Here is a 16,305-nt window from a genome sequence, read left to right as displayed (position 1 = left end):
AATGACAGCACTCCATACGCCATGGCAAAAGATTCAGCATTATTTTTGGCTGGTGACTGCGGTAGGCTGTCTTTTTGTTGCGCTCATTTTTTGGGCAATTACAGATAAGGATCAGGTCACTCCTGTAGAGAAAAAGCCTGAAACAGAGGTTGAACTACTGATTCAACCAGAAAAAGTTTCTTCAATGACCCATCTTGGTGCATTAAATGAGGAAGTTCATCCGCTGGATATGACCACACGCACCATTGTAAATGCAAACCATGAAGCCGAGTTTCGTGGTAACAAATATGTTACTCAATTTAAAAATCAGTATGCGATTGAGCTATTTCGGGTCTCTGATGAAATTATTATTAAAAACTTTTTAAGAAAACAGGTAGATCGTAATAAATTCATATACTTGCGTCTGTCAGGCGAAAATATGCCTGAGCAATATGTTTTACTCTATGGTTCTTATAAATCAGCCAATCAAGCAAAGCAGGCACTGGACCATCTGAATATGGATTTGCCAAAATCAGTCAAACCAGCTGTGCAGCAAATTCAGGATTATCAACCTTATGTGAATAACTTAGGTTCTGATGAGCTGACGTCTAACCAGAAACTCTATCAAGTACGATTAAAAAATGTGCCTCTACCAAAAGTAGAGGAAACAGTAGTTCCTGAACCGCAGAGCCAGCCCTCATCAAATACGCCAAGTACCACCAGTACAACCATTGTTCGTCGTGATCCATCGGGAAATGTGGTAGATGTGCAGAAGTCTGAAAGCACTGTACCGTCAACGCCACGTGCTCAACCTAATGGTCAACAACGTGCTGAAGAACAAGAGATAAGTGATCCTTTTAACTGATACAAATTTGGGTGCGAGCTAAAATAGCGCACCCTGTATGAAAAAATGCTATAAATGTGCGCTTTTGGTGCAAAAAATACACAATAAAAATCATCACTCTGTATCTAATATTTGCTAAATCTTTGTCATTGGTATTGTTTCTGTCTTAGTGCATCAAGTTGGCATGTTCTTTGCTTTATTGGTGCATGAATTGAATTAATCTCCCTGTTTTGGCGCGAAAATGATTCGATGATTATGCGTAAGTGTCATATTTAGTCGTTATTTTTATGTGATTTCTGAGTCTTTTAAACTTTATTTTTCATGCGTATTAATCTGAAAAGGTTTATCTTCAAGGTGTGAAGAAAAGTTTTACTCTGCTAATAGAAATTTCCTCGAAAGTAAATTGGACGCCATCGCAAAGACGGATTTAGATTGTTTAACAGCCCGCCAGGGCTTTGTGATAAGAAGGGTACGCTATGCACATGCCATCGCCTAATAATGTAGCTCCCGCTCAAGGTTTATACCAACCGGATGAGTTTAAAGATAACTGTGGTTTCGGTTTGATCGCCCATATGCAGGGTGATGCAAGCCATGATCTCGTCAAGACCGCAATTCATAGTTTAAGTTGTATGACCCACCGTGGTGGTATTGCCGCAGATGGTAAGACCGGTGATGGGTGTGGTTTGCTTTTGGCAATGCCAAAGGAATTCTTTCGTGAAGAAGCAAAGCGTTTAAGTGATATTACCTTAAGCGAAATTTTTGCTGTAGGTACGATCTTCCTGAACCTGGATCCTGCACTGGCAGCACACGCAAAACAAGTATTAACCAAAGAAATTGAAGAAGAAGGTTGCCGCGTTATTGCATGGCGTGTGGTACCAACCAATAATGGCGCGTTAGGTGAGATTGCGATGCAGTCTTTGCCTGCTTTTGAACAGGTCATTGTTAACTGCCCAATCGGTGTCACTGAGGTTGAATTTAACCGTAAGTTATTCCTGGCGCGTCGTCGTGCCGAGCAGAAACTGACCAATGATCCATACTTCTATGTAACTACCTTATGCTCAACTGTGATTAGCTATAAAGGTTTGATGATGCCAGCAGCAATTGCTGACTTCTATACTGACCTGGCTGATGAGCGTTTGGCGTCACATATTGTGGTGTTCCACCAACGTTTCTCGACCAATACCTTGCCACGCTGGCCATTGGCTCAGCCATTCCGTTATCTGGCGCATAATGGTGAAATCAATACCATTACTGCAAACCGTAACTGGGCGCTGGCGCGTACACCTAAATTCGAAAATCCATTGCTGCCAGGCTTGACTGAACTGAACCCGATTGTTAACCGTACTGGTTCGGATTCTTCTAGTCTGGATAATATGCTGGAAATCCTCATAGGTGGTGGTATGGACCTGTTCCGTGCGCTACGTATGCTGGTTCCACCCGCTTGGCAGAATGTTGAAACACTTGATGCTGACTTACGTGCATTCTACGAATTTAACTCTAAGCATATGGAAGCATGGGATGGTCCTGCAGGCCTAGTCATCCAGGATGGTCGTCATGCGATCTGTATGCTGGACCGTAATGGTTTGCGTCCTGCGCGTTGGGTCGTGACTAAAAATGGTTACATCACCCTGGCGTCTGAGATTGGTGTATGGGGTTATGAGCCTGAAGATGTAGTATCTAAAGGTCGTGTAGGTCCAGGTCAGATTCTGGTTGTGGATACCTTGACTGGTAAAGTATTAGATACTCAGGATGTCAATAACCACCTGAAACGTATGCGTCCATACCGTGAATGGCTGCGTGAAAATTCAGTACGTTTACAGGGTAGCCCTGAGCTGGAAGAATACCTGTGCGATCAAGGCTTAAAAGGCGATAGCCTGAAAGCAGCACAGAAAATGTTCATGGTGACTTTTGAAGAACGTGATCAGTTACTACGTCCAATCGCAGAAAGCGGTCAGGAAGCTGTAGGTTCAATGGGTGATGATACGCCAATGGCCGTGTTATCACGTCAGGTCCGTCACGTTTCCGATTACTTCCGTCAGCAGTTTGCGCAGGTCACTAATCCGCCAATCGATCCATTACGTGAATCGATCGTGATGTCACTGGAAACCTGTTTCGGTCGTGAACAAAATGTATTTGAGCAAAGCCCAGAACATGCAGACCGTTTGATCGTATCCAGCCCGGTGCTGACGAATTCAAAAATGCATCAGATCCGTACCATCGGCCGTAAAGGTTATGAAATTGCGGACATCGATCTGAACTATCCAGAAGCGGAAGGTCTTGAAGCGGCGATCTCACGTATCTGTGAAGAATCTGCCCAAGCGATTCGTGATGGTAAGACTTTACTGGTTCTTTCAGACAAGAAAATTCGTGAAGGCTTCTTGCCAGCCAATGCTGTAATGGTCACTGGTGCAGTACACCATTATCTGATCAATACAGGTCTGCGTACCGATGCGAACCTGATTATCGAAACTGGTTTTGCTCGTGATCCACATCAGTTTGCTGTACTTCTAGGCTTTGGTGCGACAGCGATTTATCCATACCTGGCGTATGACGTGATCAATGATCTGGTCGCGAAAGGTGAATTGCTGGGTGATCCGGTATACGCGCAAAACAACTTCCGTAAGGGTATTGAAAAAGGCTTACTAAAAGTCCTGTCCAAGATGGGTATTTCAACGGTTGCGTCTTATCGTGGCGGTCAGCTGTTTGAAGCAGTGGGCTTATCCAATGAAGTGGTGGATAAATGCTTCATCGGTGTACCAAGCCGTATTCAGGGTGCTACTTTTGTCGATCTTGAAAATGACCAGAAACAGTTGGCGGATATTGCCTGGAAAAACCGTAAACCAATTGATCAAGGTGGCTTGCTGAAATTTGTCTTCGGCAAGGAATACCATGCATTTAACCCGGATGTAATTAACTCGCTGCACAAAGCAGTACGTTCTGGTAATTATGCAGATTTTAAAGAATATGCAGAACTGGTGAATAACCGTCCGATCGCAACGATCCGTGACCTATTCAAACTGAAAACAGACAATTCGATTGCACTGGATCAAGTGGAATCTGTAGAAGAGATCCTGCCTCGCTTTGACTCTGCGGGTATGTCTTTAGGTGCTTTGTCGCCTGAAGCACACGAAGCGATTGCAATTGCCATGAACACGATTGGTGGTCGTTCAAACTCGGGTGAGGGCGGTGAAGATCCAGCGCGTTACGGTACCATCCGTAACTCGAAAATCAAACAAATTGCATCGGGCCGATTTGGTGTGACGCCTGCTTACTTAACTTCGGCAGAAGTCCTGCAAATTAAAGTCGCGCAAGGTGCAAAACCAGGTGAAGGTGGCCAGTTGCCGGGCGGTAAAGTAAACGGTCTCATTGCCCGTTTGCGTTACTCTGTACCAGGTGTAACCCTCATTTCGCCACCACCGCATCATGACATCTATTCAATTGAAGATTTATCACAGTTGATCTTTGATTTAAAACAAGTTAACCCACAGGCGATGGTGTCAGTTAAGCTTGTTTCTGAACCGGGTGTCGGTACGATTGCGGCAGGTGTAGCGAAAGCCTATGCTGACTTCATTACCATTTCTGGTTATGACGGCGGTACAGCGGCTTCTCCACTTTCCTCTATTCACCATGCAGGTTCGCCTTGGGAACTTGGTCTAAGTGAAGCGCATCAAGCCCTTCGCGTAAATGACCTGCGTGGTAAAGTCCGCGTACAAACCGATGGTGGTTTAAAAACCGGTCTGGACGTTGTGAAAGCAGCAATTCTGGGTGCAGAAAGCTTCGGCTTTGGTTCAACACCAATGATCGCATTGGGCTGTAAATACCTGCGTATCTGTCACTTGAATAACTGTGCAACCGGTGTAGCAACCCAGCAGGATCACTTGCGTCAAGAACACTACATTGGCGAACCACAAATGTTGATCAACTTCTTCACCTTTATTGCTGAAGAAACACGTGAATGGTTGGCGGCACTTGGCGTATCTAGCCTGAAAGACCTGATTGGTCGTACAGATTTGCTGGAAGTCTTGCCAGGTGAAACTGACAAGCATGCACATCTAGACCTAAGCAAACTGCTGGAGTCACATCCTGCAGCTGAAGGTAAAGCACAGTACTGTGAAGTTCAGGGCAATGCGCCGTTTGACAAAGGTGTTCTGGCTGAGAAAATGGTAGAAGAAATTCTGCCAGCGATTGAAGCAGGTACTGGTGGCGAATATCACTACAGCATTGGTAACTGTGACCGTTCGATTGGTGCACGTCTGTCTGGTGAGATTGCCAAACGTTATGGCAACCTCAGCATGGAAGCTCATCCGGTTAAAGTAAACTTGCTGGGTACAGCAGGTCAGTCACTGGGTGTATGGAATGCCGGTGGTCTGCACATCAGCCTTGAAGGTGATGCCAATGATTATGTTGGTAAAGGCATGGCAGGCGGTCGTATCTCGATCTTCCCACCGAAAGGTTCGCCATTCCAGACGCAAAATACTGCGATCATTGGTAATACCTGTCTGTATGGTGCGACTGGCGGTAAATTGTTTGCTGCAGGTACTGCGGGTGAGCGTTTTGCGGTACGTAACTCAGGTGCCTTTGCCGTGATTGAAGGTGCGGGTGACCACTGCTGTGAATATATGACTGGTGGTATTGTGACTGTGCTTGGTAAAGTAGGCCACAACTTCGGTGCAGGTATGACCGGTGGGTTTGCCTATGTGCTTGATCTGGATAACGACTTCGTTGACCATTACAACCATGAACTGATTGAGCTGAATCGTATTTCTACGGAAGCAATGGAAGAGCACAAAGAGTTCCTGGGTCGTATCCTAGATGAACATATTAAAGAAACAGGTAGTGCTTGGGCGTACAAGATCCGCCACGAGTTTGACTTCTATAGCCGTAAGTTCTGGTTGGTAAAACCAAAAGCTGCCAACTTGCAAACGCTGTTGAAAACAACTCAAGCTGATCCACAATAATTCCACTACTGCAGAAATGAAGGCAGATGCAAGGCAACTGTGAATCCCTTGCATCTACCCACGGAGAGAGACATGGCAGAACGCCTAAGTAATGACTTTCAATTCCTGGATGTAGCACGCCAAGATCCAGAGAAAAAAGAGATTGACGTCCGCAAAGCAGAATTTGTGGAAATTTATAAACCTTTCACGACTGAAGTGGCTGCAAATCAGTCACATCGTTGTCTAGGTTGCGGTAACCCGTATTGTGAATGGAAATGTCCGGTTCATAATTACATTCCAAACTGGTTGAAGTTGCTGGCAGAGGGCCGTATTTTTCAGGCAGCTGAACTGTGTCATCAAACCAATACTTTGCCAGAAGTTTGTGGTCGTGTCTGTCCGCAAGACCGTTTATGTGAAGGTGCTTGTACCTTAAATGATGGTTTCGGTGCAGTCACTATTGGTAATGCAGAAAAATATATCAATGACACCGCTTTTGCATTGGGCTGGCGTCCAGATATGTCCAATGTAAAATGGACTGATAAAAAAGTTGCCATCATTGGTGCAGGTCCTGCCGGACTTGGTTGTGCGGATATTTTAGTTCGTGCCGGCGTAAAGCCGGTCGTGTTTGACAAACGTCCGGAAATTGGTGGCCTGCTGACTTTTGGTATTCCAGAATTCAAAATGGAAAAAGATGTAATGAAACGCCGCCGTGAAATCTTCACCGGTATGGGTGTTGAATTCCGTCTGAATACTGAAATTGGTACAGATGTAACAATTGACCAGTTACTGGCTGACTACGATGCTGTATTTATGGGTATGGGTACTTATACCTATATGAAAGGTGGCTTTGCCGGTGAAGACCTGGATGGTGTTTATGATGCGCTTGATTTTCTGATTGCCAATGTGAACCGTTGCCAAGGCTGGGAAAAGGATCCATCGGAATACATCAGTGTTGAAGGCAAGAAAGTCATCGTTTTAGGTGGTGGTGATACGGCGATGGACTGTAACCGTACCTCGATCCGTCAGGGTGCTGAGTCTGTCGTCTGTGCTTACCGTCGTGATGAAGAAAACATGCCGGGTTCACGTCGTGAAGTAAAAAATGCGCGTGAAGAAGGGGTGGAATTCCAGTTTAACCGTCAACCAATCGAAATCGTTGGTGAAAATGGTAAAGTAACGGGGGTGAAATTTGTGACCACTCAACTCAGTGAGCCGGACAGTCGTGGTCGCCGTAGCCCGGAACCAATTCCAGGTTCAGAAGAAATTTTGCCTGCGGATGCTGTATTGCTTGCCTTTGGTTTCCGTACCAGCCCAGCGGACTGGTTTGCAGATGTCGAGATTAATCTAGATGGTTCTGGTCGTGTGCTTGCCGCTGAACAGCAGCAATATAAATTCCAGACTTCGAATCCAAAAATCTTTGCTGGTGGCGATATGGTGCGCGGTTCAGACCTAGTGGTCACTGCGATTTGGGAAGGTCGTCAGGCTGCCGAAGGTATCCTGGATTACCTCGATATCTAACAGTTAAAAACTCACTGAAATCATTTAAAGAACCCGCTACGGCGGGTTTTTTAAATTTTTGATGATTTGCAAACTTAAAATAGGAAGCATTAAAAAGATTATAAAAAGTAACAAAACTTTAGAAAATACTGTTTAAAATCAAATTAATTATATAAATATCAATAAAGAATTGAGGACGAGACATCATGCGTGTATTAAAACAATCTCTCATAGCTTTGATGCTGGCCAGTACCTTAACCCTGAGTGGCTGTGGCTATAACACCTTGCAAGTCAAAGATGAGGCTGTGACTGCAGCCTGGTCTGAAGTACAGAACCAGTATCAACGTCGTGCCGATCTGGTGCCGAATCTGGTGAATGTGGTGAAAGGCTATGCCGCGCATGAAGAGCAGGTGCTCACAGAAGTCACTCAGGCACGTGCCAATGTAGCAGGCCTCAAAGTCGATCAGGAAGTCTTGGAAAATCCTGAACTGTTCCAGCGTTATCAGGAAGCACAGTCACAAATGACCAGTGCTTTATCACGCCTGCTCGCGGTGACTGAAAACTATCCGGACCTGAAAGCCAATCAGCAGTTCCGTGATTTACAGGTGCAGCTGGAAGGTACAGAAAACCGGATTGCTGTGGCACGCAATCGTTATATCACTACGGTTCAGGACTTTAACTCTTATGCACGCCAGTTCCCGCAAGTGATGACAGCCAAAGTGATTGGTATGGATACCAAACCAAACTTTAGTGCCGAGCAAAGTGCCCAGACTGCACCTACCGTTTCTTTTGAATAAAGACTGAACTTTAAAACCGGGTAAAGAACGATGCTAAAAATACTGCTGAAATCTATGGCGCTGTTGGTGCTCATGCTGGGCATGGGCGTGACGCTGCCTGTTTCAGCAGAAACCGCGACAGCAACAGATCAGGAAACTGAAGAGGTCATTGTTGCGCGGGAAGTTTTGCAAAGACAAAATCAGGCCAGTCCTTCATCCCCGTCTGCTGCTGAAACTGAGAGTGAAATTGCTTCGCCACAGATTGCCAATGATATGGCTGAAGGCCAGATTCAGCGTGATTTACCCAGTCTGAATGAACCGGTGATTGATCAGGCAAATTTACTGAGTCCTGCTGAAAAGCAGCAGCTGAGCCAGCGTATCCTGAAACTTTATAATGAAGGTAAAGGTCAGATTGGTGTGGTGATTGTACCGACTACCGGACAGGAAGATATTTTTGATTATTCCATGCGCGTAGCTGAAGCTTGGCAGTTGGGTTCGGCCAAACGGGATAATGGTTTATTGATGACTATTGCCATCAATGATCGCCGCATTCAGATTTTGACTGGTTATGGTCTGGAAGGCGTATTGCCTGATATTGTGGCAGGGCGAATTATCAATGACAAAATTACGCCGTATTTTAAACAGGCTCAGTATGCTCAGGGGATTGATTCAGGACTAGCTGAAATAGAACGGATTTTAAATCTTGATCCAGAAATTGCAGCACAGGCCGCGGATGAACTGAAAGAGCGTCAGGAACAGGCTTATAAAGCCCAGCAAGCTTCTCAAGCAACTTTTGGTACTGTGATTTTTATCATCATCGCTGGTGTGGTTGCTTCGATGATTTTTGGCAGGAAATTGAGTGCTGCAACTGCTGCAGTTGCAGGCACAGCTGTAGGTCTGGTCAATGGCATGGGCTTAATTGCCAGTTTAATGATTGGGATTGGCGTATTTTTTGTATTAATCACTTCACTGGCGCAACTACTTTTATATGCCTTTGCTTCTGGTGCTGGTCGTGGCGGTAGCGGCCGCGGTGGTTTTGGTGGTGGCTTCGGCGGTGGCGGTGGTGGTTTTGGTGGGGGAGGAGCATCAGGCTCATGGTAACAACAACAGATACAACAGAGATTGTCACACAGCCGAAGCTGGAAGAGTATGCACAGCCAAGTTTTAAGCGTTGGTTAAAGCATTTCTTTTATATGCCGGCAACCAAGCGTTTTTTCTCCAAGCAGGATCAACATGCAATTGCACTAGCTGTTGAAGAAGCAGAGCATGGTCATGTCGGAGAAATTCAGGTCGTAATCGAGGGATGCTTATCCGCAAGATCAGCCTATTATCAGGATACTTTGTGTAGAGCTCGACAACTCTTTGCCGAGCTCGGTGTCTGGGATACCGAATATAATAGTGGTGTACTACTTTATCTGAACCTCTGCGAGCACAAGGTTGAAATTGTGATTGATCGGGGAATTAAGCAGGCAACTACACAAGAAGTTTGGGAGCAGATTTGTGAAAATATTATTCAACAGTTGAAGCAACAGAAGTATAAGGATGGGGTGATTTTGGGTGTTAAGCAGATTGGAGAAATTTTAAATCAATACTATGATCGAAAAATGGATGATTTAAAGAATGAATTGGGAAATAAACCCATCATTTTAGGGTGACTTTAGTTATATAAATGACAATTTTTGTCAGTTATCTACACAAAATGAAACTGAAAAATAACAAATTGAAAAATATTTTTTTAAACTGCTGTTTTTTCTGTCAAAATTATTATAATAAAAGTTGGCACATTTAGTGCTAAATACAAAATAGGCTAAATTAGCTTTTGCTTAAGCTTATAAATAAACAAAAAAACATTTGTGGAGAATGTTATGAAAACTATGCAAAAGGGTTTCACCCTTATTGAATTAATGATTGTTGTAGCAATTATTGGTATTTTGGCTGCGATTGCTCTTCCTGCATACCAGGATTATACTGGCCGAGCTCAAGCATCTGAAGGCTTAAAGGCAACTGCAGGTCTACAAACTGATATTGGTGTTTATCTAACAGAAAATAATGCATTACCTACAACTGCAGCGTTAGCAGAGAATGGTAAAGCAGAATCAATCGCTGATGCTGCTGCTGCACTTGAGGGTAAATATTTTGGAAAAGGAAAAGTTTCTGTAAAAGATGCAGGTGTAATTAACATAGAATTTACTGCTGGTGCAAATAGTGGTAAAGGAATGACCTTAACTCCAAATTTGGCTGATTCTGGTAGTCAAATTAAAGGCTGGACATGTGCTGGAGCTGCAGTCGGTACTACTACCGCGTTAGATAGTTCTCGGTTACCTTCTAGTTGTCAATAATAAAATTAAACGCATCTTTAAAGATGCGTTTTTTTATCTTAACTCAAAATTTTCTAATAATAGCGGATTATATTTTTTCAGCAGTTTTTCATAATCCTCTTCTAATGGCTCATAATCACTTTACACCGCTTTAGTTTTTTTGGCTTTTTCAACCTGCTGTGTAAGTAAAAGAATATTTTGCTCTGCTTGCTGTGTAGCTTACTAATTGCTTCAATGAATGCCGCATGGCGGCTCTTCTTAATCGAACCCCGTTTACACTCAGCTTCAAGCGCTACCGTGTCATTATTAATGGTAGAACCTTTCAAATGTTTACTCTCCTTTTGTTAGTCAAAATTGGAAAATTCAAAACTTTTAAATAATAAGATGAAGTTATAAAATCCTTTGCTTTTTTGTTTATCATACGTCCAACGTCTACTGCCTGATATTTCTATGAAATTCACGCTCGCACTTATCGCAGCAATTCTGATCTCTCTTGCATGGCTTATGCCCGTACATTACCGACCGTGGGTCACTTATACAGGTGAGTTGTATGTGTTCTTTGCACTATTTGCATTAGCTGCGATTTTCTTAAAAGAAAAACTCAAACTCCCTACAATTGGTTTACCTTTATTGCTACTCGCTTGTGTACCTTTGATCCAGTTGCTAACAGGGCGGGTGTTTTTCTTTAGTACGGCCATGATGGGAACAATTTATGTATTTAGCTTCTGGCTGGCAAGCGTACTGGGCTATAACTTTTCAACGGGGCAGTTTAATCGGGGAGAAACCTTTACCCACCTTAGCTATGTGTTTTTAGCTTCAGGCACGATTACCGGTTTAATTGCCTTATGTCAGTGGTTCAATCTGGATTCAGTATTGCCCGGTATGGTGAATATCAGTGGTACTCAACGTCCCTATGCCAACTTTGCCCAGCCGAATAATATGGCGACTTTTTTAGTCATGGCATTGATGAGCTGCCTTTACTTATATGAAAAGAAAAAAATCCAGACGAAATGGCTATTTGCATGTGCGGCAGTGATTGTCATGGGAGTGGCTTTAAGTCAGTCACGTACTGCCTGGGTCGCTGCTATTTTAATTATGTTGTATTTAGCTTTCTATCAATATAAAGGTATTATTCGCCTGAAATGGTATTACAGCACAGCTTGGTTCATCTTCTTTATTTCCTGTATTGTCGCTTTTCCATTACTCAGTCAGCTGGCTGCACAGGTTATGGATGCCCAAGTGGTGCAAAGCAGAGATGTAGTGTCTCGTGCTACTGGGGATATGTCACGTATTGCCATCTGGCAGCAAATGCTGGCTGCAATTCAGGCCCAGCCATGGTTTGGTTATGGCTGGTATCAAACCAGTGTCGCTTTTGTCTCGATCACTGATACAGTTCAAGGTCCGGTCTGGATTCGTAGCGCACATAATTTTATTATCGATTTCCTGATCTGGAATGGGGTGGTGATTGGTGTACCTTTCCTGGCTTATTTCGGCTATCTGGGCTATCAGTTACAGCGCTGGGTGAAAACTCCGGAATCGGTCGTTGGTATATTAATGATCGGTGCTTTTGTTACGCATGCCATGTTTGAATTTCCACAGCACTACGCTTATTTCCTGTTACCAGTGGGTTTTATTATGGGGACAGTGCTGGTACAACGAGCTGATATGGCTAAGCAACTTGTTATGCCGGCATGGTTGATAAAAGCCATCTTTGCAGTTAGTGTTATTTTAATTGCAGTCATTTACCGGGATTATGATACCACTGTACCAAAACTCGGTCAGAGCATTCGCTATGAACAGCAGCCGGAAAAAATTACCAATGAAAAGCCGATCTTCTTGCTAACTGAATTTAATCATCGTATTGACTGGATCCGGGTAGATCCTTATACCAAGATGAGTCAGGATGAAATCCATCAACATGAAAAATTGGTGGTGAGTTATCCAACCAAATACAACTTGTTAAAATATATTCGTTTACTGGCTTACAATGGTTATATCAAAGAGGCACATCACCAGCTCTGGCGTTTGAATACGATTCAAAAAACTGAACTGAACTATAATGAAGTCATTAAAGATATGCCGAAATAATTTGAATCTAATAAAAAAGCCATCATCATGATGGCTTTTTTGTGTCTTTAAGAAATCAAAGCTGGCTTTGAATATAGTTTTCAATACTTACACTTTGAATTAGATCAAGCTGAGTCGTTGTCCAATCTAAATATTCTTCTTCTTTTTCCAGGATTTCTTGAGCCAGATCACGAGTCACATAATCCATTTGAGTTTCAGCTAAAGCCACTGCCTGCTGGATGGTTTCAATATTCTCTTTGACTTTGCGTACGTCACATTGCAACACTTCTTGGGTGTGCTGACCAATATAAAGTTTGCCTAAATGTTGCAGGTTTGGCAGACCTTCTAAAAATAAAATTCGTTCAATAATTTTATCGGCATGTTTCATCTGTACGATCGATTCTTTGTATTCGGCAGAACCGAGCTTCTCAATACCCCAGTCATTAAACATGCGTGAGTGCAGAAAATACTGGTTAATTGCAGTCAGGTGGTGATACAACACCTGGTTCAGCTGATTAATTACATCACGATTGCCTTTCATTGTATCACTCCGTATAGCTTGATGACCCATTTGTACTTATGGGTTTTTATATCAGATTATCTTAAATCATATGGCTCGGCAATGGCGAGTAATTTATTGAACTGCAAATGAAAATCGCAATCAAATAGTATCAAATGAAATTTAAAACAATAAAAACCCGCCAGAGTCGAGGGCGGGGAGGAGTAATGATCAGAGATCATTGTTTTTATCATTATATTTATAGGGGTATTCAATATACTATTTAGGCTGCAACTGCCAGACGCGCCGCAATCTGGGAAACTTCATCACTGATGATCATACGAGCTTCAGGTGCACAGCGACCGCAACACGTGCCCAAGTCGAGCATTTCGCGTACTTCACGATAGCTTTCCGCCCCATTGGCAACAGCTTCTTTAATGTCTTGATCAGTAATGCCACGGCATAGACAAACATACATGTCAGATAACCACAGTAATTAAATAAGATAAGTGATATTATTGATAATTATTATCGTTTGTCAATAAAAATCATTTGAAAATGCGTTCAAAATAATTGGGGATTTAGATAAAAAAATAACACCTGAGCGGAAATCCGAGTGCTGCTCGGATTCCTGCGTAAAAGCGATTTATAATTTAGAATTAAATATTGCAGGCGGGAGATTTGGTGATTTTGATAACTTATTGATTAATAATCACTACACCATCCATTTCAACCAGTGCATCCTTAGGTAGGCTTGCTACACCCAAAGCTGCACGTGCAGGATAAGGCTGGGCAAAGTATTCACCCATAATCTGGTTAACCAGCTGGAAGTGAGAAAGGTCAGTCAGGTAAATGTTGAGCTTGGCAATATCTGCCAGAGAGCCGCCAGCTGCTTCACAGACTGCTTTTAAGTTGTCAAATACACGACGAATCTGAGCCTCGATGCCTTCAACCAGTTCCATGCTGTATGGATCTAGACCAATTTGACCTGAAAGATACAAGGTATTGCCAACAAGAATCGCTTGCGAATAAGTACCGATCGCAGCAGGGGCATTTTCAGTATGGATCACTTGGCGGGACATCAATTTCTCCTTTTATCATCAACATACATCATATTAGATCATGGCCATGGGCAAAAGCATTATCGTTTTAAATGATTAACTCGCCTTCGATGTGGTTTCTGAAATGCTTATCGGCTGGGGCAGACGGATAATTCGCGGGAAGCCGTAATGCATACGCAAGTCTCGAATGAGCTGGGCAATCTGCTTACGGTTATGTACGACTACGTTGACATAAGTCTTACCTTCATAACTACGTACTGACTCTACCCCGGATTTGGCTTTACGGCATTCATAGATCAGTTCGGAAATCTGTTCATCATCCATGGACAGGTCAATACAGAGATAAGCAGTAAAGCTGATATCCTCAATGTCCTCAGAGGTCCACTGCAATGGCATCATATTTTCTGGATGCAGATTTTGTTCGTGTAGCAAGTTATGGCAGCGTGCACGATGCACGATCAGACCACGGCGGGTCAGATGACCTTGAATCGGATCACCCAGTACCGGATTACAGCAGTGCGCGTATTTGACATCGACCCCTTCTGTACCCTGAATTAAACGAGTCGAGTTGGAGCCAGTTTCTGCATCTTGAGCAAAGAGGTGATTGGCGACCAATTGAGGTAATAAATCACCGACTGCAATCTGTTCATATAGACGTTCCTGAGTCGGAATATGACGCCATTGCAGAATATTGGCCCAGTCCTCGTCAGTTAAATCCTGAATAGAACGATTAAATAATTTTAAAGCACGATTTAAAGCCTGTTCACCGACCATACGCTGCTCGTCAATATCCTGATCACGCAGGATGTTTTGAATCGCACGACGGGCTTTTTGGGTATTAATAAAGCTGAGCCAGTCTGGATTTGGTGAAGCTAACACATCAGTGATCACTTCAATGACTTGACCACTACTTAAAGGCGTAGAAAGTGGTTTGGTGTCGCCATTAATTTTGGCACCAACCGCGTGATTACCTAGAAATAGACTGGCAGAATAGGCAAAATCCACTACAGTCGCGCCTTGTGGTAATTCATGTAGCTGACCGTGAGGAGTATAAACCCAGATTTTTTCCTGATGCAGATAATCCAGTAATTCATTAAAAGTGGTCTTGGCACAATCCCCATCCACCAGAACATTCAGATTCTGCATGGAAGCCTGAATGGCAGAACGGCAGGCTTGAGGTGCATTTTCACCAAGGACTACACCAAAACGTGCTGCCTTACGCATCAGTTCAGTTTGAATGGTCAGGGAAAGTGTCGTCTTTTCCCCTTTGATACGCATACTCAGCGACTGGTTGCCACCCGGCAACGGGCGACGAATATGATCGGCAAAACTTAATACCTGGAAGCTCTCTTCCAAGAGTTCTGCAAAGCGGTCACAGTCAGCAATACTTTGTAAAATGATTTCAAAGGCGTGACTATGAGTGAGTTCCTGCAGGTTAATATCATTCTTAACAAAGTGACGTAGCAACTCGATATTATTATTTTTCTTTTTGATTCGGCCCTGGATATTATACTGATTGAGTAATTCATTCAGTTTTCTTTCCCAGATCGCCTGATATTCACAGCGTTTGGATTTGGTTTGCTGTAGGGCAGTCTGGACATTATTGTACATGTCCAGATCCAGGTTCTGGTAGCAGAGATGTTCCAGATTATCGGCCATCTCATTCATACCAACCAGCCGGGCCATCGGTACGAAAATTTCAAAAGTCTCTTTGGCAATACGTGCACGTTTATCTGGGCGTAAGGCATCTAAGGTAGTCATGTTGTGATAACGGTCTGCCAGTTTCACAATAATGACACGTGGGTCCTGTAGGGTAGCCTGAAGAATTTTCCGGAAAGAAGCGGCTTTATTATATTCCTTATCACTGGATTGGCTTAGTTTGGTGACGCCGTCCACCAGTTCAGCTACCGTCTTGCCGAATTTTTCAGCAATATCGTCCTTATTGAAATCCGTATCTTCAATCACATCATGGAGTAAGGCTGCCATGAGGGTTTCGGCATCTAAACGCATATGCGCCAGAATACTGCTCACAGCGATCGGATGCAGGATATAGGGTTCGCCACTTTTACGGGTAATGCCATCATGGGCAATATCCGCATAATCACAGGCGGCAAGCACACGCTCGACTTCACTGGCACTCAAATAAGCGTCGATGATGATATTAAGCTGTTGCTTGGCTTGACTGACCTGTGGGCCTGGCATAAAACACCTTTAAAACTGAATTCTTTACTAAAAATGCGCGAATACTTTTAATGAAAAGCAAATCGCAAAGTTTGTCAATTTATTCCGTTTCTATTCACAGAAAAACCGCATAAACTTGATAACTCGAC

At 43.4% G+C, this 16,305-nt stretch carries 12 protein-coding genes and 1 pseudogene; 8 read left to right on the top strand and 5 right to left on the bottom strand.

The genetic code is table 11. The features are described 5' to 3' along the window. Position 1 precedes the first annotated feature (1 nt). The 7 genes from F899_RS14130 (at position 2) to F899_RS14100 (ending at position 10,369) form a co-directional block, all read left to right on the top strand. Positions 2-844 carry a hypothetical protein gene (locus F899_RS14130; RefSeq protein WP_005223461.1) on the top strand — a complete coding sequence of 281 codons (843 nt, stop codon included), beginning with the start codon at positions 2-4 and terminating at the stop codon, positions 842-844. 461 nt (positions 845-1,305) lie between these two features. Then, positions 1,306-5,781 carry a glutamate synthase large subunit gene (gene gltB, locus F899_RS14125; RefSeq protein WP_171063866.1) on the top strand — a complete coding sequence of 1,492 codons (4,476 nt, stop codon included), beginning with the start codon at positions 1,306-1,308 and terminating at the stop codon, positions 5,779-5,781. A 72-nt stretch (positions 5,782-5,853) separates the two neighbouring features. After that, entirely contained in the window at positions 5,854-7,275 is a 1,422-nt protein-coding gene (locus F899_RS14120; RefSeq protein ID WP_005223458.1) for an FAD-dependent oxidoreductase, read from the top strand. A gap of 185 nt (positions 7,276-7,460) precedes the next feature. Next, positions 7,461-8,051 carry a LemA family protein gene (locus tag F899_RS14115; RefSeq protein ID WP_005223456.1) on the top strand — a complete coding sequence of 197 codons (591 nt, stop codon included), beginning with the start codon at positions 7,461-7,463 and terminating at the stop codon, positions 8,049-8,051. 30 nt (positions 8,052-8,081) lie between these two features. Further along, positions 8,082-9,131, top strand: a complete 1,050-nt coding sequence (locus F899_RS14110) for a TPM domain-containing protein (protein WP_005223454.1) — start codon at positions 8,082-8,084, stop codon at positions 9,129-9,131. Further along, a complete protein-coding gene (locus tag F899_RS14105) occupies positions 9,125-9,685 on the top strand; it encodes a TPM domain-containing protein (RefSeq protein WP_005223452.1) in 561 nt (186 codons plus the stop codon). Before F899_RS14110 ends, F899_RS14105 begins: the two co-directional genes overlap by 7 nt. A 219-nt stretch (positions 9,686-9,904) precedes the next feature. After that, positions 9,905-10,369 (top strand): pilin, encoded by a 465-nt coding sequence (locus F899_RS14100; RefSeq protein WP_171063887.1) that lies wholly within the window; start codon positions 9,905-9,907, stop codon positions 10,367-10,369. 33 nt (positions 10,370-10,402) lie between these two features. Here F899_RS14100 and F899_RS15870 read toward each other — a convergent pair. Further along, positions 10,403-10,671 (bottom strand): annotated as a pseudogene (locus F899_RS15870) (hypothetical protein); the annotation flags it as partial. A 127-nt stretch (positions 10,672-10,798) separates the two neighbouring features. Here F899_RS15870 and F899_RS14090 point away from each other — a divergent pair. Further along, the gene (locus F899_RS14090) at positions 10,799-12,436 is read left to right on the top strand and encodes a PglL family O-oligosaccharyltransferase (RefSeq protein WP_005223448.1); all 1,638 of its coding nucleotides are present in this window, start codon (positions 10,799-10,801) and stop codon (positions 12,434-12,436) included. A 55-nt stretch (positions 12,437-12,491) separates the two neighbouring features. Here F899_RS14090 and bfr read toward each other — a convergent pair whose 3' ends face one another. The 4 genes from bfr to F899_RS14070 form a co-directional block, all read right to left on the bottom strand. Then, positions 12,492-12,956, bottom strand: a complete 465-nt coding sequence (bfr, locus tag F899_RS14085; protein WP_005223446.1) for a heteropolymeric bacterioferritin subunit Bfr — start codon at positions 12,954-12,956, stop codon at positions 12,492-12,494. Positions 12,957-13,197: 241 nt separating this feature from the next. After that, complete coding sequence (locus tag F899_RS14080) at positions 13,198-13,392, bottom strand: bacterioferritin-associated ferredoxin (RefSeq protein ID WP_005223443.1); 195 nt, start codon at positions 13,390-13,392, stop codon at positions 13,198-13,200. 220 nt (positions 13,393-13,612) lie between these two features. Further along, positions 13,613-13,996 carry a RidA family protein gene (locus tag F899_RS14075; RefSeq protein ID WP_005223441.1) on the bottom strand — a complete coding sequence of 128 codons (384 nt, stop codon included), beginning with the start codon at positions 13,994-13,996 and terminating at the stop codon, positions 13,613-13,615. A gap of 75 nt (positions 13,997-14,071) precedes the next feature. Next, a complete protein-coding gene (locus F899_RS14070; protein WP_005223439.1) occupies positions 14,072-16,177 on the bottom strand; it encodes a RelA/SpoT family protein in 2,106 nt (701 codons plus the stop codon). Positions 16,178-16,305: the final 128 nt, after the last annotated feature.

The organism is Acinetobacter sp. CIP 101934, assembly GCF_000369585.1.
In the GTDB taxonomy this organism is placed as follows: domain Bacteria; phylum Pseudomonadota; class Gammaproteobacteria; order Pseudomonadales; family Moraxellaceae; genus Acinetobacter; species Acinetobacter schindleri.
This window is presented reverse-complemented; position numbering and strand designations above follow the sequence as displayed.